General features: G+C 58.1%; 22 protein-coding genes. 13 read left to right on the top strand and 9 right to left on the bottom strand.

Features of this window, described 5'->3' with window-relative positions:
• Positions 1 to 140: 140 nt before the first annotated feature.
• Both AC1RJW_RS15905 and AC1RJW_RS15900 read left to right on the top strand, forming a co-directional pair.
• Positions 141 to 2,006: a LodA/GoxA family CTQ-dependent oxidase gene (locus AC1RJW_RS15905; protein ID WP_493045756.1), complete on the top strand. Its 1,866-nt coding sequence runs from the start codon at positions 141 to 143 to the stop codon at positions 2,004 to 2,006.
• On the top strand, positions 2,003 to 3,091 hold the full coding sequence (locus tag AC1RJW_RS15900; RefSeq protein WP_493045755.1) for a tryptophan 7-halogenase: 1,089 nt from the start codon (positions 2,003 to 2,005) through the stop codon (positions 3,089 to 3,091). Before AC1RJW_RS15905 ends, AC1RJW_RS15900 begins: the two co-directional genes overlap by 4 nt.
• Here the strand turns inward: AC1RJW_RS15900 and AC1RJW_RS15895 are convergent.
• From AC1RJW_RS15895 to AC1RJW_RS15880, 4 genes are all read right to left on the bottom strand, one after another.
• Entirely contained in the window at positions 3,088 to 3,720 is a 633-nt protein-coding gene (locus AC1RJW_RS15895) for a hypothetical protein (protein WP_493045754.1), read from the bottom strand. The two genes, AC1RJW_RS15900 and AC1RJW_RS15895, sit on opposite strands and share 4 nt — an antisense overlap.
• Before the next feature lie 127 nt (positions 3,721 to 3,847).
• Complete coding sequence (locus tag AC1RJW_RS15890) at positions 3,848 to 4,510, bottom strand: DUF799 domain-containing protein (RefSeq protein ID WP_493045753.1); 663 nt, start codon at positions 4,508 to 4,510, stop codon at positions 3,848 to 3,850.
• The gene (locus AC1RJW_RS15885) at positions 4,507 to 4,875 is read right to left on the bottom strand and encodes a DUF4810 domain-containing protein (RefSeq protein WP_493045752.1); all 369 of its coding nucleotides are present in this window, start codon (positions 4,873 to 4,875) and stop codon (positions 4,507 to 4,509) included. Before AC1RJW_RS15885 ends, AC1RJW_RS15890 begins: the two co-directional genes overlap by 4 nt.
• A gap of 8 nt (positions 4,876 to 4,883) precedes the next feature.
• Positions 4,884 to 5,558, bottom strand: coding sequence for a CsgG/HfaB family protein (locus AC1RJW_RS15880; RefSeq protein ID WP_071077629.1), 675 nt, complete (start codon positions 5,556 to 5,558; stop codon positions 4,884 to 4,886).
• Positions 5,559 to 5,860: 302 nt separating this feature from the next.
• On the opposite strand from AC1RJW_RS15880, the gene AC1RJW_RS15875 reads away from it, so the two are divergent.
• On the top strand, positions 5,861 to 7,060 hold the full coding sequence (locus tag AC1RJW_RS15875) for a YbfB/YjiJ family MFS transporter (protein WP_493045750.1): 1,200 nt from the start codon (positions 5,861 to 5,863) through the stop codon (positions 7,058 to 7,060).
• A 30-nt stretch (positions 7,061 to 7,090) separates the two neighbouring features.
• Here the strand turns inward: AC1RJW_RS15875 and AC1RJW_RS15870 are convergent, their stop codons facing one another.
• On the bottom strand, positions 7,091 to 7,450 hold the full coding sequence (locus AC1RJW_RS15870) for a cupin domain-containing protein (protein ID WP_493045749.1): 360 nt from the start codon (positions 7,448 to 7,450) through the stop codon (positions 7,091 to 7,093).
• A gap of 312 nt (positions 7,451 to 7,762) precedes the next feature.
• On the opposite strand from AC1RJW_RS15870, the gene AC1RJW_RS15865 reads away from it, so the two are divergent.
• Positions 7,763 to 8,296: an ankyrin repeat domain-containing protein gene (locus AC1RJW_RS15865; protein WP_493045748.1), complete on the top strand. Its 534-nt coding sequence runs from the start codon at positions 7,763 to 7,765 to the stop codon at positions 8,294 to 8,296.
• Positions 8,297 to 8,671: 375 nt separating this feature from the next.
• On the opposite strand, the gene AC1RJW_RS15860 is transcribed toward AC1RJW_RS15865, so the two are convergent.
• Both AC1RJW_RS15860 and AC1RJW_RS15855 read right to left on the bottom strand, forming a co-directional pair.
• Entirely contained in the window at positions 8,672 to 8,932 is a 261-nt protein-coding gene (locus AC1RJW_RS15860) for an integrase core domain-containing protein (protein ID WP_493045747.1), read from the bottom strand.
• Complete coding sequence (locus AC1RJW_RS15855) at positions 8,929 to 9,198, bottom strand: hypothetical protein (RefSeq protein ID WP_493045746.1); 270 nt, start codon at positions 9,196 to 9,198, stop codon at positions 8,929 to 8,931. Before AC1RJW_RS15855 ends, AC1RJW_RS15860 begins: the two co-directional genes overlap by 4 nt.
• Positions 9,199 to 9,650: 452 nt before the next feature.
• On the opposite strand from AC1RJW_RS15855, the gene trxA reads away from it, so the two are divergent.
• The 7 genes from trxA to AC1RJW_RS15820 all read left to right on the top strand — a co-directional run bounded on the left by trxA (position 9,651) and on the right by AC1RJW_RS15820 (position 16,362).
• Positions 9,651 to 9,968 carry a thioredoxin gene (gene trxA, locus AC1RJW_RS15850; protein WP_493045745.1) on the top strand — a complete coding sequence of 106 codons (318 nt, stop codon included), beginning with the start codon at positions 9,651 to 9,653 and terminating at the stop codon, positions 9,966 to 9,968.
• Between the two features lie 236 nt (positions 9,969 to 10,204).
• Entirely contained in the window at positions 10,205 to 10,492 is a 288-nt protein-coding gene (locus tag AC1RJW_RS15845; RefSeq protein WP_493045744.1) for a hypothetical protein, read from the top strand.
• 201 nt (positions 10,493 to 10,693) lie between these two features.
• Positions 10,694 to 11,863, top strand: a complete 1,170-nt coding sequence (locus tag AC1RJW_RS15840; RefSeq protein ID WP_493045743.1) for a saccharopine dehydrogenase family protein — start codon at positions 10,694 to 10,696, stop codon at positions 11,861 to 11,863.
• A 143-nt stretch (positions 11,864 to 12,006) separates the two neighbouring features.
• Positions 12,007 to 12,780: an isocitrate lyase/PEP mutase family protein gene (locus tag AC1RJW_RS15835; RefSeq protein WP_493045742.1), complete on the top strand. Its 774-nt coding sequence runs from the start codon at positions 12,007 to 12,009 to the stop codon at positions 12,778 to 12,780.
• Positions 12,767 to 13,885, top strand: coding sequence for a bifunctional transcriptional activator/DNA repair enzyme AdaA (locus AC1RJW_RS15830; RefSeq protein WP_493045741.1), 1,119 nt, complete (start codon positions 12,767 to 12,769; stop codon positions 13,883 to 13,885). Before AC1RJW_RS15835 ends, AC1RJW_RS15830 begins: the two co-directional genes overlap by 14 nt.
• Positions 13,886 to 13,916: 31 nt before the next feature.
• The gene (locus AC1RJW_RS15825; RefSeq protein WP_493045740.1) at positions 13,917 to 15,143 is read left to right on the top strand and encodes an MFS transporter; all 1,227 of its coding nucleotides are present in this window, start codon (positions 13,917 to 13,919) and stop codon (positions 15,141 to 15,143) included.
• A 313-nt stretch (positions 15,144 to 15,456) separates the two neighbouring features.
• Positions 15,457 to 16,362, top strand: coding sequence for a LysR family transcriptional regulator (locus tag AC1RJW_RS15820; RefSeq protein ID WP_493045739.1), 906 nt, complete (start codon positions 15,457 to 15,459; stop codon positions 16,360 to 16,362).
• A gap of 484 nt (positions 16,363 to 16,846) precedes the next feature.
• On the opposite strand, the gene AC1RJW_RS15815 is transcribed toward AC1RJW_RS15820, so the two are convergent.
• Positions 16,847 to 17,314: a helix-turn-helix domain-containing protein gene (locus AC1RJW_RS15815; protein WP_493045738.1), complete on the bottom strand. Its 468-nt coding sequence runs from the start codon at positions 17,312 to 17,314 to the stop codon at positions 16,847 to 16,849.
• Between the two features lie 235 nt (positions 17,315 to 17,549).
• Here AC1RJW_RS15815 and AC1RJW_RS15810 point away from each other — a divergent pair, with 235 nt between their 5' ends.
• Positions 17,550 to 18,785: an MFS transporter gene (locus AC1RJW_RS15810; protein ID WP_493045737.1), complete on the top strand. Its 1,236-nt coding sequence runs from the start codon at positions 17,550 to 17,552 to the stop codon at positions 18,783 to 18,785.
• Positions 18,786 to 18,891: 106 nt separating this feature from the next.
• Here the strand turns inward: AC1RJW_RS15810 and AC1RJW_RS15805 are convergent, their stop codons facing one another.
• Positions 18,892 to 20,082, bottom strand: coding sequence for an MFS transporter (locus AC1RJW_RS15805; protein ID WP_493045736.1), 1,191 nt, complete (start codon positions 20,080 to 20,082; stop codon positions 18,892 to 18,894).
• A 139-nt stretch (positions 20,083 to 20,221) separates the two neighbouring features.
• Here AC1RJW_RS15805 and AC1RJW_RS15800 point away from each other — a divergent pair, with 139 nt between their 5' ends.
• The gene (locus AC1RJW_RS15800) at positions 20,222 to 21,106 is read left to right on the top strand and encodes a LysR family transcriptional regulator (RefSeq protein WP_493045735.1); all 885 of its coding nucleotides are present in this window, start codon (positions 20,222 to 20,224) and stop codon (positions 21,104 to 21,106) included.
• Positions 21,107 to 21,287 lie beyond the last annotated feature (181 nt).

The following is a 21,287-nucleotide window of genomic DNA, read 5'->3' as shown; positions in this document are numbered from 1 at the left end:
AAGCTCGCCTGGCGCGCCGCCGCACGCCTTGTGTCCGGCGTCCATCGCGCGAATTCACGAAGCGGTGACTATGTGCGCATTTGGCACGTTTTTTATGCGGTATATTTTCCTTCCCTCCACGCCACCTGGAAAGGCATGCCATGTCCAGCTCCTCCCAAGATACCGTCATCGTCAAGGCGGCGATTTATCCGCCCATCGGCATTGCCCGCGTGGGCAACAGCCCCAGCGAGTACTTTCTGGGACCGGAGGTGCCGGAACCGGCGGCGCGGCCGGCCGGGTATTACCGCGATGCCACCGGGGCCATCAAGCGCCAGGCGGCCGGCTTTCGCATCTACGGCCTGAATGCCGCCGGCGTGGCGGTGGCCGAATTGAACTCCGGCAATGCCGACATCGAATGGTCCGTCACCCTGGCCAACACCAAGGCGGCGTGGTACCAGTTCCAGATCGCGCTCGATATTCCGGAAGCAAATGTCACCCAGCCCTCGTTCCTGCGCAACATGGCCATCACCGACCGCGCGCAATTGTCCATCACGCCGGGCGAGCGCAAGATCAGCGGCAGCGAACAGCCGGCCGTCGCCTTCGACGGCGGCCGTTTCATGGGCACGCCCGTCTACCTGGGCGAGTTGCGCACGGATGCCATGGGACGGCTGATCGTGCTGGGCGGCCATGGCAAGTCGGCGTCGTGGAATGGCGCGCGCGCCATCACCTTCGCCAACAACGAAGGCTGGTACGACGACACGGCCGACGGCCCCGTCTGCGCCACGGTGCACTACCAGGGCCAGGCCTTGCCCGTCGACATGGCCTGGGTGGTCGTCGCGCCGCCCGACTATGCACCGCAGCAAAAGTCCGTGCGTACCATGTGGGACTTGATGCGCGACTTGTTTGTTTCCACAGGAAAACTGGCAGCGCCAGCCGTTCCCTCGTTCCAGGACGATATCCGCCCCATTTTCGAGCGCCTGTCCAACCTGCAATGGGTGAATGCGGGCTTCGCGGCCGCCTTCGGCTGGGACGGCAGCACGCCGTTCAGCCGCGACGAATGGATGGCGCGCCTGGCCAGCCCGTCCGAAAGCCGCAAGGAGTGGCGCAACGTCATCTACAACCAGTTCCGCCAGTTCGAGCGCGACGCCTGGGCGCCATCGCCGTGGCCGTGGCTGTATGGCGATGCGATGGCCATCCCGCCGGCAGACACGCCGCGCCAGAACTGCGCACTGAGCAACTTGCAATTGCGCTTCCTCAAGCAATGGGCCGCCGGCGAGTTCACGGCCGACTACGCGCCCGGCAAGACGCCGCCGCAAAGCCTGGCCGAGGTGGACGTGGCCCTGCAACCGGACACCCTGCTGCGCGCGGCCATGGAATTTTGCCTGGCAGACGCCTTCCACCCCGGCTGCGAAATGACCTGGCCCATGCGCCAGGCCAGCATGTACAGCGCGCCGTTCCGCCTGGCGCACCGGCCGCCGGGCTGGGTCGAGCCCGACTATGGCGCCGTCTTGACACCGGACAATATCAGCAGCCCCTGCTCGGCACAGATCGCGGGCGGCGTGACGCGCTGGATGGCCGTGCCCTGGCAAACGGACACGGCCAGCTGCCGCTCCGGCTACCAGTCCGACTACGATCCCTACGTGCCCACGTTCTGGCCCGCGCGCGTGCCGAACCAGGTGATGAGCAAGCTGGCCTACGATACGGTGATGAACCGCGAAGTTCCCGTCGACGACCGCCTGGCCGCTTTCGCCCGGCGTGCCGCGTGGATACGTCCGCTGGGCAACATCAGCTATGAAGAGCAGATCAACAACATGATCGCCGACCTGGCGCAAGTGGGCGTGGTCGAGGTGCGCCCCGGCCCCACGGACGTGAACGGCTTCCCCGCGTTCCTGCAGGTGGAAAACCTGCCGCCGCCCACGGCCGGCAAGCACCTGCTGCGCGCGGCGGCGGCCATACCGGACGAGTTCGTCGACGTCGACCTGGAAGGCACGGAAAAAGCGCGCCATCTGCAGCGCCACCGCTTGTGACCCGGCTGCAGGCCGACGTGCTGGTCGTCGGCGCCGGTCCGGCCGGCGCCACGGCCGCCCTGAACCTGGCGGGGCGGCACCGGGTCTTGCTGGTGGACCGGCTGGCCGCGCCGCTGGCGCGCATCGGCGAATCGCTGCCGCCGGCCGCCGCGCGCCTGCTGCGGGACATGGGCCTGCTTGACGCCTTCCTGCGCCAGGGCCACGCGCCCTACCACGGCAACCGCGCCTGGTGGAACGGCGCCTGGACGGAGCACCACTTCCTCAGCGACCCCGATGGCCACGGCTGGCACCTGGCGCGCGGCACCTTCGACCTGTGGCTGCGCGACGAGGCGCGCCGGCGCGGCGCCGCCTTGCTGGCCTCGGCCAAGGTCGCCGGCATCACGCCTGACGATGGCGGCTGGCGCGTGCGGCTGCAGACGCAGCACGGCCCTTGCGACGCGGCGGCGCGCATCGTCATCGACGCGACGGGACGGGGCGCCCGGCTGGCCCGCAGAATCGGGGCGCGGCGCCAGCGCGGCGATCGTTTAATATCAGTCTGGCAATATGGGCGCGACCTGGCGCCGTCACAGCGTGGCTTTGCCCACATCGAGGCTTGCGAAGACGGCTGGTGGTACAGCGCGCCCCTGCCAGGCCAGCGCCGCGTGCTGGCCCTGCATACGGATGCGGACTTGCTGGACAAGACAGGATTGCGCGATGCCGGCTGGCTGGAAGCGGCGGCGCGCCGGTTGCCGGCCACGCGGGAATTGCTGGAGCAGCAAGGCTATGCGGCCGATACGCCTGCCATGGCCACGCCCGCCCATACGGCCAGCCTGGACGCCGGTGCCGGTCCAGGCTGGTTCGCCGTCGGCGACGCTGCCCTGAGCTTCGATCCGCTGTCGTCGCAAGGCATCTTCAACGCCCTGTACACGGGCCTGGCCGCGGCCGAGGCCGCAGACCGCACGCTGCGGGGAGAACCGCAAGCCTGCCAACACTACAATGGGGAGCTGGCGGCCATCGGCGCGGCGTACGAACGCCACCTGGCGTACTGCTACGGCCAGGAAACGCGCTGGCCGTCGGCGCCGTTCTGGCGCCGGCGCGCGCCTTAGCTGGCGCTGAAGTCGAAACTCCACAGGCCCTGCTTGCGGTTCAGAGTGACGTCCACATCCTTGACCGTCTCCGGCATCACGTACTGCGTCATGTCGGAGAAGTTCTGCGCGATATAGGTTTGGCCCGCCAGCGGCGGCGAAGCCACCATGAAATAGAAGTTGGGCAGGTGCTCGAAGCTGGCCGTCATGTTCGTATCGACCTGCGGCATGGTCACGACCGGCCTGTCGTTGACATACCAGTTGCTGTCGAACTGGATGTAGGGATTGGTCTGGTTGATCACGCCGCACTGCTGAGGCGTCAGTCTGGTTTGCGCCAGGGACGCGGAGCCAGGCTGCAACAACGGCGGCGTCAGGCCGGCCGGGCTGACGGCCGCCAGCAGCTGCCCCGGCTGCACTGGCTTGCGCCCGGAGAAGATTTTATTATCGTTGACGTCCAGGCTGGTCACGTCGGTCGATATCTGCGGCGTGTAGTCGAACGATTCGGTAGTGCCGGGGGCGCCGGCCAGCACTTGCCAGGCGTGGATCTGGTAATTGCGCTGCGGGTTCTGCGGTTTCAAGAAGACCAGCACGCTCTTGCCCTGCAGCTCATCCGCCGACACGTTGTAGTTGACCTTGAATTGAGTAGTCATCGCTTGCCCTTTGCTCTGGATCTGCCCGGACTCAGGAAAGACAGCGCCGGGGGGACGAGTCCGTGATCTCCCCCCGGCGCCGGTCATTCAGTACAGCGGCACTTGCCTTGCCGATGCGGCAGGACGCTTACTGCGCCAGGTAGCGCTCCGAACGGGGGCCGTACAGCAAGCCGTTCGGCACGCCGGCCGACAGCATGCGCGCATTCGCCGTGCCAGCCAGCGGATGGCTGGCATCCGTGCTGGTGTTGATGATCTGCTTGACCGCCGCCGTCACCAGCATGCCGACCAGGCCGCCGCCACCGCTGTTATTGCCTTCATTGCTAGACGCGCTGGCCGCGCCCTGCCACAGCAAGGCGCCCGTCTTCAGGTCGACCAGCTTGGCATCGACCGCCACCACCGTCACGCTGTCGATCACGGCGTACGTGGTGCCGTACTTGGAGATCGTCACGTACAGGCCAGCATCGGCGCCAAAGATCTCGTTGAGCTTTTTCGCATCGACAGCGTGGATATCGGCGGCGTTCGTCATGCCGTTCTGCTTGAAGGTTTCGCCCACCACGGCCACCGGCAGCACGTAGTAGCCCGCTTCAGCCAGCGGATAGGTCACTTGCGCGTAGACGCTGTTGCCGGCATTGACTTCCGGCGAGTTGTTCAACGGCGGCAAGACCACGATGGAACGGGGCTTGGCCGCCTTGAAAGCCGTGTAGTCGTAGGCCGCCTGCTTGGTGGCGCAACCGACCATGAAGATGGCGGGACCCAGGCACAGGGCCATTTTCAACATGCGCGACATCATAATTTTTCGCCTTTTTTCATTTTACCCAACAGGAAGTCCATGTACGGCGCCGATTCCGGGAACAGCTTCTTCTCGTCCTCGAACTGCGCGGCGACCTGCTCCGGCTTGCCGGCGATCGAGTACAGCATGCCCAGGTGGGCATGGAAGCCCGGCGGCGCGTGATTGCCCTTCGCAGAGATCACTTGCAAGTCTTTTTCCATGGCGGCAACCTGCTGCTCCGGGCTTTCGCCCTTCAGGTATTCGTACACTTGCGGCTGGTAGCCTTCCCATTGATACAGGGACTTCGATTGCGTGGCGCAACCGGTCAGGGCGGCACAGGCGAGCATGGCCAGCAGGGCTGCGCCCTTGTTCATCATTGTTTTCATGGGAAACCTTATTGTTTGCGCAATGCGCCCGCTTCGACGCCAGCCACCAGGCGCTCGACCGCTTCGCGCATGGCCAGGTCCAGGACTTTGCCGTTAAGGGTGGCGTCATAGCTGGCGGTCCCGCCAAAGCCCAGCACTTCGCGGTTCGACAGGCTGTATTCGCCGGCGCCGCCGGCCGAGTACACGACTTCCGAGGTGGCGATATTGACGACGTTCAAGGTGACCTTGGCATACGCCACTTGCGTCTTGCCGCGGCCCATGATGCCGAACAATTGCTTGTCGCCAACTTCCTTGCGGCCGAATTCGGTCACGTCGCCCGTGACGACGAAGTCCGCGCCCTTGATGTTCTGGCCCTGCTTCTTGAATTCGGCTTCCTGCTTGAGTTCCGCCATGTTATCGCGGTCGAGGACATTGAAGCGGTTGGACGTTTGCAGATGCGCAATCAGAATCGTCTTCGACTGGCTGCCCAGGCGGTCGACGCCATCGGAAAAGATGCCGCGCATGAAGTTCGAGCGGTTGTCGAACTTGCCGACAGCGATCAGCGTGCGTGGACCCACGTAGGGTCGGGCCGCGCTGGCGACTGTGGGAACAGCCAGGGCTTGCGACGACTCGGAAGCGCAGCCAGCCAACGCCGCGCCAATCAGCGCTGCAATCAACAACGCGCCAGGTTTATTCTTGTTCATAGTGCCCTTAAGATATGGAGGATCAGGAGCAACCCGCAAAATTGAATTCTGGCAAGTTAATTTCCTAATTGCAATTATATGAGATTGCATGTCTCACAATTCTCTCCAAAAGTAACGATGACAAAGATTACATTGTTGCCAGCAATGACAGGCGCGGCGCGGCTTGACTTCCCGGGCCCGATTCGCTAACTTAGCAGTAAAAAAGCGTGCAGCCAGCGCCACTGTCCCGCCCAGACCTTGCCCGCCGGCCTGCCCCGCCCGGCGCCCACTCCACGCGTTTTACATAGACGGGTATCCAGGCCATGCCGACACATGATCATTCCCCGTCCCATCCGCTGGCCACGGCGCTGGCGCTGTCGCTGGGCGCCGCCATCGCCCTGGGCCTGTCGCGCTTTTCCTACGGTTTGCTGCTGCCGCCCATGCGCGCCGACCTGGGCTGGTCCTACCTGCTGGCCGGATCGATGAATACCTTCAATGCGCTTGGTTACTTTCTGGGCGCCCTGGCCACGCCGGCCCTGATGCGCCGCCTGGGCGTGTGGCGCCTGCTGATCGCCGGCTGCGTGCTGGCCAGCGTCTTCATGCTGATGTCGGGCCTGGTAAGCGACAAGGCTGCCCTGTTCCTGCAGCGCGTGTGCGCGGGCGTGGCCAGCGCCTTCATTTTCATCGCCGGCGGCGTGCTGGCGGCGCGGCTCGGTTCCATGCACAGCCAGCATGCCGGCTTCTACATCGGCCTGTATTACGGCGGCACGGGTTTCGGCATTGCGCTCTCGGCCCTGCTGGTGCCGGCCGCATTGGCCGCCGCACAGGAGCACGGCGCCGCGCATGCCTGGCAATGGCCATGGCTGGCACTGGGCATCGCCTGCCTGGCCGCCACGGCCATCATGGCCCTGCCGGCGAAGGCGATCGGCGAAGCGCCGCGCACCCTCGACACGCCAAGGCGCTTCGCCTGGCGCGACTTTTCTCCCAGCCTGGCCGGCTATTTCATGTTTGGCGTCGGCTACATCGGCTACATGACCTTCGTCATCGCCCTGCTCAAGCAGCAAGGCATGAGCGCCACCTCGATCACCGTGTTCTATACGGTATTGGGGCTGGCAGTGGTGGCGTCGTCGCGCATCTGGGCGCGCATGCTCGACCGCTACAGGGGCGGCGAATCGCTGGCGATATTAAATGGCGTGCTGGGCGTGGTCACCATCCTGCCCGCACTGACGAGCTTTGTGCCCGTCGTCTTTCTCTCCGGCCTGGTCTTCGGCGCCGTGTTCCTGTCGGTGGTGGCGTCGACCACGGCGCTGGTGCGGCATAACCTGCCGCAGCAATCGTGGACGGCCGGTATCAGCGCCTATACGACGGTGTTCGCGCTGGGCCAGATCGTCGGCCCCATCGTGGTCGGCTGGATCGCCGACGGCCCCGCAGGACTGGAGCGGGGATTGATCGCCTCGGCCATCGCCCTCTTCATCGGCGCGGCGCTGGCAGCGCGCCAAAAGGCGCTGGCGCCGGGCGCGTGAGCGGCTGTCTCGCGCATACCCTGGCCCCGCTTATTGCGGTTTGGCATACCTTGCGACGCCTGTGACATCGAACAGCACACAACGCTGGTTTCCAACGACCCAGGCATCGTGCCCGGGCGGCATATAGAAGACGTCACCCGGTCCATATTCCATCTCGGCGCCATCATTCATCCGTACCACCATCCGCCCCTCGAGGACCATGCCGGTATGAGCTGCCTGGCACGAATCGGTTCCTGCAATCGGTTTGACGTGCAGACTCCAGCGCCAGCCAGGCTCAAATTCGCCGCGGCCCATGGTGTGCTCGCCAAGCGTAAAGACAGCCATCCGGCCCGCTCCGTCCTTGAATGGGCGCACTTCGTCCGGCTTATCCAGGGATTTCTTTTCTAACATTGCACTCATGACCTGCCCCTCCTTTTGAATTTCTGGAAAGCATTAAATTTCCGAATCGGAATAGCCAATGAGATATAAAAATAACATCATTTTCCAATATAGTTCAATAATGGGAATTTACAAGCAGAGCACCTTGCCGCATTTACCTCAAATGAGAAGCCGGACTCATACCATTGAAACTTCCCGGCTTCAACATCAACTCAACCTGCGCCGCCGATTTCAGGTTCACGAAAAATAAACAGGCACCGCGCCGTGACGTTCGGCGCCACATAGTAGACTAAAGGCATAGCCCACCTTCGCGGAAAGAACACGATGAACACCGAAGCACGAAAACTCCCGGCAACGATGGATGCCGAAACACTGGAATTCATCCAGGGCCTGTTCGCCCTGGTACGCGAAGGCGATACGCAACAACTTGGCCCCATGCTTGCCCAGGGCGTGCCGGTTAACTTCCGCAACGAAAAAGGCGACAGCCTGATCATGCTGGCCAGCTACCATGGCCACCTGGAAACGTCGCGCCTGCTGCTCGCAGCGGGCGCCGACGCCAACGTCCCCAACGACCAGGGCCAGACGCCGCTGGCCGGCGTGGCCTATAAAGGCCACCTGGAGATCGCCGCACTGCTGCTCCAGCATGGCGCGAAGGTGGAAGGCGCCAGCCCCGACGGCAAGACACCGTTGATGATGGCCGCCATGTTCAACCGCCTGGCCATCTTGGACCTGCTGTTGCAGCACGGCGCCCGCATCGACGCCGTGGACAGCCGCGGCATGAGCGCCGTCACGCTGGCCAAGAGCATGAATGCGCAGGAGACGCTGGCCAGGCTGGCCAGCCTGGGGCAGACGGCGTAGCCGACGCCGACATCACAGGCCGTTTTGCAAGCGCTACCGACCAAAAAAAACCCTGAAAAATCAGGGGCTTGGCTGTTTCATTGACCCGGCGTTACCTTACGCTGCCGGACGGGAGATCACTCTCACTCGATTGTCAATGAGATGGCTAAGTAAGGACAAAGGGATTCAAGGCGCAACGCCTTGAAGATGGTTTTCCTGGATGGCAGGCCGCCGGTCTGCGTATCGATGCGATGCGACGCTGACCACGACTGGCAGGAGCATCACCAGAGAATCGAGAATTCGGACGATTAATGGTCTTTGGCAAACCCTTCAGAAATCCCGCTCAGAGCGAAGGCTGCAGGGTTTGGTCTTTGAGAGCCCTAGTATGGCCGAGTCTCATTGCAATCCATACGCCAAACCTCTACGACGGCCTGAATCTCCAAACCGGCGAACGTTTAGATATTTATCACGCGGCGATCCGTTGTACGTTTCGCTAAAGCAGTTATCCATCGGCTTTCCCGGTCGGCTGAAATCGATCTTAGTCTTGTGGTCGTAGGTCCATAGACCCTGCATTTTCCCCGACAATTCGTTGCTGTTATCGACAAGCAAGTATTTCGGTGCCGTGCGCTCTGCAACGATACCTTTAAATACCGTCACGATATCCTCACCGCGCAGACAATGTGGCACCCTCGCGCTTTAGCGCGCCCCTCGCCTTTTTTAACGATGTCCTGCAAGATGGCCTTTTCCAGGCTCAGCTTAGCCGCCATTTTCTTCAGCCGAACGTTCTCTTCGTGCAGAATCTTGAGCTCCCGCAAGCCTTCGCATCGCATACCGCCGTACTGCTTCTTCAGCGATAAAAATCTACACGATGCCGCAGCAGCAACGACTACCGGCGTTAGCAATACCAGCAACAGCGTTGGCATGGCTTGCGCACTTGCTGCCAAGATCACGAATTCATGGATGGCACGGCTGGCCGCTTACTGCATTGACATTAACATTGCACATCACTATCATTCAATCATTCAATTGAATGTAGTTTTTAAATATTGAAACCAAAAATCTATCTTTTCTGAGTTACCAATTCATTCTTTCTGAGCAGCAGTAAAACTAATGACTTACCCCTTTATGGCCCTAGCTCCATGGCCAAGAAGGTCACAGAAAGAGAGACTAAACAGATTTTTATCAAGAAGCAGCCAAGGGCCTCGCGTTTCCTTAACCATAAATGCGCATCCCATTGCATTCAAGTGCCTAGTCCTGCCCCGGCTGCCTGGATGATGTTTGAACGTAGGCAGGGAAACGACTGATTGTGTGGTCCGCGTCTTTTTTAAGGACAACACATTCTGAAATCAATCAACTTTAAGAAAGTAGACGCACTATGATCAGTTCATTAAATAACAACAACTTCGACCTTGCGGTGACCCACGTTCCTGGCTTGCATGTCGTTCGCTTTTGGGCCGAATGGTGTGGACCATGTCGCGTGATGGCGCCGGTATATGAGGAAGTGGCACAAGAGCTGCGGGACGACGCCCATTTTGCTGAAGTCAATATCGACAATGCTGACAGGTTGGCAAATATGTTCCGCGTGCAAAGCATTCCAGCAATTTTGCTGTTCAGAGATGGAAAGGTTGTCGATCATATGGTTGGGACCATTGGCAAGCGACACGTTATCGAATTTATTAAGCATAATTTATAAGGAATATGCCCACACGCCACGAACTCTTCATCCTGGGCTCCGGATCGGCCGGATGGACTGCAGCCGTTTATGCTGCCCGGGCAAACTTGAAGCCATGGTCATCGCTGGCTTTGAGCAGGGTGGCCAATTGATGAGACGACTACTGAAGTAGACAACTGGCCTGGTGACAGCCATGGCCTGCTAGGCCCTGATCTGATGGCACGCATGCGGCACATGCCGAACGATTTGATACAAAAGTGGTTTTTGAACATATTCGCCATGCTGAGCTGTCAATGCGCCCATTTAAACTCAACGGCAATACCGGAGAGCACACCTGCGACGCCTTGATTATCGCAACGGGTGCCACTGCAAAATACATAGGCCTTGAGTCAGCGCAGAAGTGCATGGTGCCGGCCTTGCTCAGCAGCGGCGCCGACACAAGCTTCCGTGCCCTCATGGCGGTGGCGGTGATCGGCGGCTTGATGACCTCCCCCCTGCTGAGTCTCGTTTTTTTCCCGTGCTCTTTACCTATGTGGATGACTTGAGGCCATGGCTCGCCCAAAAACTGACATGTCTGACATCGGTGACTGACCAAGATCGCAAGGACGCCGACGAGCACCGCCTTCCAGGGAGCAATGTTACGCAGTAAAACGGCCGCGCGCGAAGCTCCACTCATTTGATGAATCTGAGAGAGCTCAATGCGGCACTTGTTCGCCATTTATTCGCAGTTTAGACAGGAGAAGAGAATGAAGGTATTGATATTAGGTGGTGGCGGCGAAATGGGACGAATTGCCGCTCGCGAAGCGGCAAGCTATGACTTCGTCGAAACAGTGACTGTCGCAGACGTGAACCACAAGGCGGCCCTTGCCGTAGCAAATAGCTTGGGCAGCAAAGGTGCAGCCTTTCAATGTGATGCGACCGCCCCGAGTGAACTGCATCCTCTGCTTGCTGCGCACGACGTGGTTCTCAACACCATAGGCCCCTTCTATCGCTTTGGTGTCCCTATTCTCCATGCCGTTATCACTGCGGGTAAGCACTATGCAGACATTTGCGATGATTGGGAGCCCACACTGGAGATGCTCCAGCTTGATAGCTTAGCCAAAGCGAACAACGTTGTCGCCATCATCGGCATCGGCGCCAGTCCGGGCTTGACCAATTTACTTGCAATGGTTGCAGCGTCCAGCCTCGGCCAGACCGAGGAACTACTCACCGGCTGGTCTATCGTCGACGGAAACGATCAATCATCAACGTCTTCCCGGCGGGTCAAACCGCGGAAACCGAGCGCGGCTTCAGTGCATTGGTTGCAGCAACTCACAGGTACCATCAGACAGCAGGAAAGAGGTCAACTGCGGCAGGTGAAACCGCTGCAGCGGCACATCATTGCCTACCCTGGTTATGGGGAGCTGCCCGTCTGGACTGTCGGCCACCCAGAGGCTGTCACATTGCCTCGTGCGTTTCCATCGCTCACCACTTGCGCAAACGTCATGATCGGCCCAGACCAGGATTTCCGTGATCTGAAAATGATCGCCTCCCTCATTGACAAGGGGATCATGTCTGTTGAATGCGCTGCGCTTGAACTTGATAAAGCTCAAGGCACGGTTCTAAGTAAGGCACAGCGCAATGCAGATCCCTCGCCACCGGAGCTGTTTGCCTGGGCGCGGGGCAGACGCGACGGGCGAGCCATGGTCTCCAGCGCACACCTGAAGGTGGTCATTCCCGATGGCATGGCAGGCGCGACGAGCATCCCCCTCGCCATGACTCTGCCATTGTTCGCCAGCGGCTTTGGCGATCGTCGCGGCGTCTTTACGCCTGAGGATATTATTGATCCGCTAGCCTACTTCGACGGTCTCGCCACCCGTTGTCTCGGCCCTCTAGCTGATGCGGAATCACTGATCGTGCAAGCCTTCTTACCATAATGGCACCCCATTAGTTAGACAACATGGGACGCGTACCTACCGCCAACTAGTATGCAAGCAAAAAAAATACTCGTCCGGTTTTCGGTTGTAGCGCAAAGGGGCAAACAGACATACTGGCGCCACATTCTAAATAGGAGTTATTCATGAACTTTGTCCAGCTACATCAACAAGCCGAACCATTGTTGCTCGCCAACGTATGGGATGCCGCGAGTGCCCATGCGGCGACATCCGCAGGCTATGCCGTCATTGGTACTTCCAGCGCGGCCATCGCCGAGATGTTGGGCTATGCCGACGGCGAGGGTGTGAGTTTTGCTGATCTGAAAAAATTGGTCGCTCGCTTGCAAGCCGTAACTGACTTGCCACTAACCGTTGACGTAGAAGCCGGCTATGGCGAGACAGCAAATGAGGTGGTGGATAATCTACTCAAATTGACGGATATGGGGGTGGTCGGAGTCAATTTGGAAGATAGTGTGGTGCGCGACGGTGTGCGGGAATTGTTGAACGTTGACGCCTTCGTACAGCGTCTTGCTGATATCCGCACGGGGTTGAAGGAGGCCGGTGTGGAATTGTTCCTCAATGTACGCACCGATACCTTCCTACTGGGCATCGCGAATGCACTTACGGAAACAGTCAGCCGCGGCCGGTGTTATGCCGCCAACGGCGCCGATGGCCTGTTTGTACCCGGTGTAACCCACGAGACTGATATCGCGACCATCGTGGCGGGCGTATCTCTGCCGTTGAACGTGATGTGCATGCCGAATTTACCATCGTTTGAAAAGCTCACTACGCTAGGCGTCAAGCGCATCAGCATGGGTAATTTCTTGCATAGTCGCGTACAGCAAACCCTTCTGGAACTGTTTGTCGCCGTGCGCGAAGAGAAATCTTTTCAACGGGTATTCGACTATGCTGGTCACTGATGCCCAACAAATTGATGCCTACTACCATGCACTGCTCGATCGGGCGGCTGATCATGTCGGCATCTTCTACGTCGGAGTGAAGACAACAGGCGTGTTCTGCATCGCCACATGCCGGGCACGCAAACCCAAGCGCGAAAATGTGGTGTTCTACACCAACTTCAAGGAAGCCCTTGATGCCGGTTACAGGCCGTGTAAGGTATGCAAACCGACGGAGAACGCCCACACCGCGCCGCCCGATGTCGCCGAGGCCATTGCCTGGGTGCGCCAACACCCCAAAGACCGCTTGAGCGACTGCCAGCTCCGGCAGCGTGGTCTTAGCCCAGAGCGCATCCGGCGATGGTTCCAAGCACACCATGGTATGAGCTTTCAGTCTTTTCAGCGCTCGTTGAGAATCAATACGGCTCTCGAAGAGTTGAGAGCCGGTCGCCGCGCGACTGATACTGCGCTCGATAGCGGCTACGACTCACTCAGCGGTTTTGCTTACACCTGCAAGAAGCTGACTGGAGGAGCTCCGACGGAAGCGGCCCATGTCATTCTCATTCATCGTTTTACCACGCCCTTGGGGCCAATGTTCGCTTGCGCAACCGCACGTGGCATCTGTCTACTGGAATTCGTCGACCGGCGCATGCTGGAGACCGAGTTCAAGGATCTGCAAAGGCTCTTGCAGGCGCGCATCTTGACCGGCGAAAACCAGCACACCCGCCAGGCCGAGCTCGAAATCAGCGAATACTTTGCGGGTACCCGCCAACAGTTCGCATTAGCGCTCGACACGCCTGGCAGCAACTTCCAGCAGTCGGTGTGGCTAGCATTGCGAGCAATTCCCTATGGCAGCACCGCTAGCTATGACAAGCAGGCAGAGAAACTCGGACAGCCACAACTCGTTCAAGCAATGGCCAGTGCCAATGGTGCCAATCGTGTGGCTATCGTCATTCCCTGCCACCGGGTGATCGGTACAAATGGCGAGCTGACTGGCTACGGCGGAGGTCTTGCGCGCAAGCAGTGGCTGATAGAGCACGAGCGGAGCAATGTGGCGGCCGGGGGTATGCCGAATCGGGATAACACAAATCAGCTTGTACACATTGCCTCCCCAGTTACAGGTACGTAACATCGAACCAATAAACTGACAGGGAGCAGACATGGAATCAACGTCATCAAAACCAACGGCAACATCGTTAGTCAAGCAGAAAATGACGACATCCATGGTTTTACTCATGTCAATCGCTATAGGACTAACAGTCGCCAGCAATTACTATGCGCAGCCTCTGTTGTACAGCATGGGCGAACAATTCTCCCTGTCGGCCGCCGCCGCTGGCAGCATAGTCACTGTGGCGCAATTGAGCTACGCGGCCGGGCTTGTGCTGTTTGTGCCGTTGGGAGATGTGCTGGAACGCCGCAACATGATTGTCGCCATGAGTGTTATGGCAGCGATTGGTTTGATGATCACGGCCTCCGCCAGTAGCATCGCCGTTGTGCTTTTTGGGACGGCTCTTGCAGGATGCATGTCGGTAGCTGCACAGATTCTTATTCCATTTGCATCTACCCTGGCGACGAGGCATGAGCGGGGACGTGTGGTCGGAACACTCATGGCAGGATTGCTTCTTGGAATATTACTGGCCCGCGTGGCGGCAGGCATCGTCGCCGATCTGTATAACTGGAGAGCTATTTACTGGCTGGCCGCCATAATGATGCTGGCTACGTCAGTCATGCTCAGGTTCGTATTGCCAAAGTCTACGAGCGCAACGGATCTCAGCTACAAAGACTTGCTTGTGTCATTGTTTCATCTCTACATAGACGAATCTATATTGCGTTCGCGTGCATTGATAGGTGTGCTCCTGTTCGCATCGTTTGGTGTTTTCTGGACACCATTGGCATTTCTGCTTGCAGGGCCACCGCATGGTTACTCCAATACTGCTATTGGTCTGTTTGGTTTGGCTGGCGCCGCTGGCGCCATGGCTGCCAGACCATTTGGACACCTGGCCGATCGTGGTTTAGGCAATCGTGCGACCATTTCGGGCTTGATGTTGCTGCTGCTTTCATGGCTCCCAATCATGCTCGGCCAACAACATGTAATCGCACTGATTATCGGCGCCGTGCTGCTTGATATGGGCATACAGGGCGTTCATGTCGCCAGCATGAGTGCGGTATATCGCCTGGCTCCCGAGAAAAGAAGCCGTCTGACTGCAGCTATGATGGCAGGCAATTTTGCTGGGGCAGCTAGCGGCTCGCTCATCGGGGCATGGATCTTTCCGATCGCTGCCTGGACCGGCGTCAGTATTGCTGGAGCACTATTTGCGGCCGCAGCGCTGGCGTATGCTGTTGTTGGCACATATTCTCCTTCAACCTGCCAGTTGGATTCCAATTGATGTCACGTTCAACTTTTTCCATGCATCCTTGAGGTATGGCATGCTAAAAAATGGCTGGCACTTGTGCCTTCACCGTTATCCAGATTCAATCAGGCTGGCTATGGTTATGTAGGCATGCGTATTATTCGGAAATGCGAATGAGCCGGAGAATGAATCTTGCAGGATAAGGGAGGTGGCGGCATCGGTAATAATGCGAAGCCGGTCTGGATGGCGCCAGGTCTAGTAGACTCATGGCAATGCAGGAAGTATTGAATTTTTGATGACATGCATGTGCGCGATCTGGGTTGATGAAAACAATATGAAAAGAAACGCAATGTTCGACCAGCTGGATTTACGATTACTGAAAGTATTTATTGCCGTATTTCGCGAACGCCATATCGGACGCGCCGCAGATACTCTTGGCATGACTCAGCCAGCTGTATCGACAGTGCTCGCCCGGTTGCGAAAAACTACTGGTGACCCTCTTTTCATACGCAGTGCGGAAGGGATGCAAGCGACTGAAATGGCCCGGAAGTGGTACCTCCCGGTGGCGGAGGCTATGAAGGCGCTGGAAGCGGCGGTGAGCCTGCCTGCTACGTTTGACCCCACAACTTCACGGCGTACTTTCATTATCTATATGACAGATGTTGGGCAACTTCTTGTGCTGAATCGGCTGATGCAGCGGGTGGCGTTTAACGCTCCCGGCATCCATATCCGTGTCGTTGCACACTGGGAAGGTTCTCTTGCTGACAGATTGCATGATGGAAGTATCGACATGGCGTTTGGCTGGATTCCGCAGCTTAAATCGCGTAAATCCAGTATTTTGTTATTCAAGGATAGATATGTTGGCCTGCACGACACATCGGCGCCAGTCAATGCCAACAGCGAGTTTCTTCAATATGCAGTTGCTGATATACCAAGTTCAGCTCACCATGCTGTCCTTGACCGTTTGCAGGCACAGACTAGGGTGCCAGTCATTACGACTCCCAGTTTTTTCATACTGCCGGAAATACTTGTTGGCAGATCCTACATTGCGGTCGTTCCTGAGCGATTCGCCAAGCTCATCATTGACCAACGCAAGAAGCCACTCAGCATACTCAAACTTCCATTCATGCTCCCGGCTTTGTCTATTCGCCTTCATTGGTCGGCGAGCAGCTGGCATGATGGTGGTATCGACTGGCTACGCCAGCAAATTACGGCATGTCTTGCGGATCCGCCCGCACTCACCGATGATCATTAATTTGCAAATTTGCATTAATGATCTGATGTGACTGTCCGACCTGCGTAAATTCATGCTAGCCATTGTCAGCATTGGCGTATCTGTCCATGGTGATGAGGATGAAAAAAACCTCATCCCCCGACATTCCCACGCTCTCTCGTGCGCAGGAGGACAGCTCGATCCAGGTGTTTCGTCAGTGACTGGACGTGCTTGGGTCGAAAGTAAGCAAGGCTAGCCAAAGGGGCCGATACGAACAGTCCTTCACCTTCACTCGGCTACACCGCATGCGCCAATGCAACGATACCGTTCTCCTGTGCGTACGCTGTCTATCGCTACCGTTTACCAACAATGTTGCCGAACGCGCCATGTAAAAGGCCGGCAAATTCGGGCGCGAAGGCTTTCCGGCTCGTCGTCGAGTGTTTGAGCGCGTCCATAACTGAATCAACCGTTTTTATGCTCTGTTCATTCGTCCGTGGCAAAAAGCGGACAATTATTTGGGACCGCCTCACTTTGCTTTTGACCTCATGGCCTGGCGGGCAACAAGACTACCAGCAGATGCTTTAATAGCTGTCGTCCTGCTTTGCTTCAACTTTGCCGCCGCAGCAACCTTGAGTAAACGCTGGAAGTTGGGGCATTGCGCGTGGCTGGCAGCGGGGCATTTTGCAGCATGGCGCAAACCCTCGCTCATGGCTTGCAGGCGCTTGATAGTCGCGTCGATTTCGTCAGCTTTGGCCACTAGTACATTCCTGTCTACCTGCGGGGCACCAGTGGGAGAAAGCATCGTGCGGATTTCCTCCAGAGAGAGTTGCCCTGCCTGTCCAAGCGCAATCAACGCCAGTTGATTGAGTATGTCCGGTGCAAAGTGTCGCCGCTCCCCCGCGCTGCTGGTTGCTGAGATTAAACCCTTTTTTTCATAAAACCGCAGCGAAGAGGCCGGTATGCCTGTGCGCCGGGCGACTTCTGAAATATCCATGATGCCCCCCTTGACTTGAAGTTGACTTCAACTTTTATCATGCCTGCAAACGACATTTTCGGCAACGGAAAGGAACGAATATCTGTCTACCGCACTGCTCAAGCGGGTGTGGGGATGAACGGAACCGTTACTGGACACGCCGCATGGGGATGGCTTTGTGCCCACATGCCGGAAATCCGCCACGGCGGATTGATGGCAAACCTCGATTCTCAAATCAATCCATCGGAGAACTACAATGCAAGAAAACGTGAGCGTCGTCGCCCCCAGCGCCGGCGAAACCCCATTGCAGCCCCAAAAACGCAACACGGCCATTCCATCTGCCGTCTACCTTCTTGCCCTGAGTTTGTTTGCGATGGGCAGCGCCGAGTTCCTGATGGGAGGTATTCTCCCGATGATTGCGGCGGATCTGCACATTACGCTCCCCACGGCGGGAACCTTGATTTCCGCGTTCGCAGTAGGTGCGCTGATAGGCGGGCCGCCGTTCGCCATCTTGACGCTGCACTGGTCCAAGCGCAACACCTTGTTCGCCAGCCAGGCGGCTTTCATCGCCGCAACGGTGTTGAGCCTCCTTGCGCAAAGCTATTGGCCCATTCTTGCCGCCCGGTTCGTCATGGGCTTGGCGTATGCGTGCTTCTGGGCGGTTGCGGCAGCAAGCGCCGTGCAGCTCTCGCCTCCTGATCGCCGCGCCAAGGCACTCTCCATCGTTGTCAGTGGCTTGACTACCGCGATGGTACTGGGTGGCCCCGCAGGAACGTTCATCAGCGATTTAACCGGCTGGCGCGGCGGCTTCTGGGCCGTCATAGCGGTTACTGCTGTGGCGGCGGTCGCCGGCCTTCTCGCTTTGCCCAATAAGGCGCCTGGCGATGCGGGGGCACCTGACCTCAACACTGAGTTGCGCGCCATGAAGTCCCCGGATCTTTGGTTGGCCTATGCTACGACGGCGGCTACCACTGCCGCCTACATGGGCACGTTCGCTTATCTCGGAGCGCTGATGCTCGAGGTGAGCAGATTGCCCGACCAGTGGCTGCCCGCTGTGCTGACTCTGTTTGGCGTAGGTGCTTTCATCGGGCTGACGATTGGGGGACGTACTGCTGATCGCTATCCGTTCGCCACGCTTGTCGTGGGCATCGCGGGCCTGATCGTCATATCCGCTGCGATGGCGCTGCTGGCGTCCCATATGGTGGCGACCATTGTACTGGTGTTTCTGCTCGGCATTTCGGGCTTCCTATTGAATCCTGCAATTTGGGGCCGGGTCTATGCGATCGCTCCCGATGCGCCGATGCTTGCAGGGGCGACAAACTCATCAGCCTTTCAAGCCGGGTTGACGCTTGCGCCGCTGCTTGCCGGATTGCCTATCAGCTTCGGTCATGGACTGCCAGCTGTTGGTTGGGTAGGAGCCGCAATCGGCGTCACCTCGCTTGGATTCGCTTTTCTCGGCGCGCGATGGAGTCGCGCCTGCGCTAGCAGATAAGGGGGTGCATTTTGTGCATCGTTCCTGCGTAGCTGGCTGCATGGGAAGGTAGCTCTTGGCCTCTATGGTCAGGCCAAGCCTTCTGATTTTTAAGTAACTACGATGTTTAGCCTTTCTGCACGGGGAACCCATGCTTACGGGAAACCCGGGTTATCAAGAAAGCCGTGAGTAACAGCATGAGCAATACCCATGGAAAAATACCGACACCTGATGTTTCCAGCAAAATTCCGCCGATAAGGCCACCGGCTGCGATGGCAATATTCCATACTGTAACCAGAATCGATTGCGCCACATCTGCGCCTGACCCGGCGGCCTCGGCCGAGGCAGTTTGTAACAAGGCAGCGGAGCCGCCAAAAGTTAGGCCCCATGCAGTTACAGCGATATAGATAACCCACGGCTGAGTGCCGGCTAGGCCAAGGGCAAGCGATGCAAGCGCAAAACCCGCCAGGCTGAGTAGTACCAAAGACCGTAGCATACGGTCTATTAACATGGCACTGATCCAGATACCAGCCAGCGATGCCACACCAAAGAGCAGGAGCACCACCTCAATCCGATTGGACAAACCCGCTGGCTCCAGGAAGGGCATCAAGTAAGTGTAGAGAATGCTGTGCGCGAGTATCCAGAACGCCAGTACCGCCAAGACCGGCCGCACGCCGGGAGTGTTGAAAACTTGATATACAGGGGTTTGCTTCTTTGCCGCTTGACCTGGATAGTCTGGCACCTGCAGAGAGATCCAGGCCATCACTCCCAGCGTCAGCAGTGACATGGCTCCAAAGGTAGTGCGCCAGCCTAGGGTAGCGCCCAATAATGTGCCCAGCGGCACGCCCAGCGATAATGCTAACGGTGCACCAATTCCCGCCACGGCCAAGGCACGCCCCTTGAGATGATCTGGCACCAGGCGTCGCGCGTAGCCGGCCAGCATGCCCCAAATCAGGCCGCCTGCCATGCCGGCCAAAAATCGTGCTGACAAGGCGACGACATAGTTGGAGGTCAGTGCCGTGATCATATTAAAAAACAACATTGCCAACAATGCCGCAATCATCAATGGTCGACGTCGCCAGGCCAGCGTTGCTGCCGTCAACGGGATGGCTGCGACTAGCGATCCAATGGCGTAGAGCGTGACGAACTGTCCAGCAAGCGCTTGTGATACCCCCATTCCTTCGCTTAGCTGTGTAAGCATTCCGGCCGGAATGGTTTCAGTTAACAACGCCAGAAAACCTGTCATCGCCAAGGCCAGTAGCGCGATAAATGGCAGCCGATCCGTGCTTTGAGCCGAGGTGGCATTCGTGTTATTCATTTGTATCTTTCCTATGGTCTTCATCAGCAGCCAGGTGGCCCGCCAGTGGATGATCACAGTGTGGACGTCAATCGATAAATGAAAAATAGGCTACAGTTAAAAATACATATGACTTTGAAGTCACAAATAGGAATCAAAAATGGACAATCTTGGATCGCTGAATGTTTTCGTTCATGCAGGAGAAACCCGCAGTTTCACAGCTGCGGGTCAGCAACTTGGCATTTCGGCATCGGCCGTCAGCAAGGCCATTGTTCGTCTTGAAGAGCGACTTGGCGTGCGGCTATTTCACCGTTCCACGCGCACCGTCAGTCTTACGGCGGAAGGTGCGCAATTTCTGGAGCGTTGCCGCCGTATTCTGGGAGAGGTGAAGGAGGCTGAAGCTGAGCTATTACAAAATCGGGATACGCCTCGTGGCAAGTTGCGCATTAGTCTGCCGTCAGTCGGCACACTCTTCATGCCAAAACTGGCCGCCTTCAAGCGGCTTTACCCCGACATTCTGCTAGACATTGATTACTCGGACAGATTGGTAGAAGTGATTGAGGAAGGTTTCGATGCCGTGATTCGTACCGGCGAACCTGGCGACTCTCGGCTGACGGCCCGTCGCATTGGTTCCTGTCGTAAAGTCATGGTTGGCGCGCCTGAGTACTTTCGGGTAGCTGGCTTGCCGCTCACGCCGGAAGACCTGACCAAGCATTCCTGCTTGCTCTATCGATTCCCCAGCACTGGCAAGCTGGACGCCTGGCCATTGCAAGTTGCCGGCGCGTCCAGCTTTAACCTGCACGCCAGTATGGTGACAAACACCCTTGATCCACAGGTCTGCTTCGCTGAAGAGGGTTTGGGTATCGCTTGCGTGCCAGAAATAGCAGTTCGCCGGCAATTGCAAATAGGAAGTTTGACCAGCGTGTTAGATGATTACAATCATGAGAGTATGATTTTTCATGTACTTTGGCCGTCGAGTCCTCATCTATCACCCAAGATTCGAGTGTTTGTGGACTTCGTCGCTCTGCACTTGTTTCCTCTTTGATCGCCCCCTCCCCCTTCCATGGCGGGCGCGGTTGTAATCGCTGTCGGCCTTCGCTGTGGCTGCAGTGAAGATGCGGGTAGTTGCCTGCCTGGGGTGGTGAATCTCAAGCACCATCATGCGCCGGCATAGAAGATGCCGTTGCCCTTTGATTTTATTGGAAAACATTTTCCGTTGCTGACGT

Source organism: Janthinobacterium sp. GW822-FHT07A03 (assembly GCF_058798815.1).
This window is presented reverse-complemented; position numbering and strand designations above follow the sequence as displayed.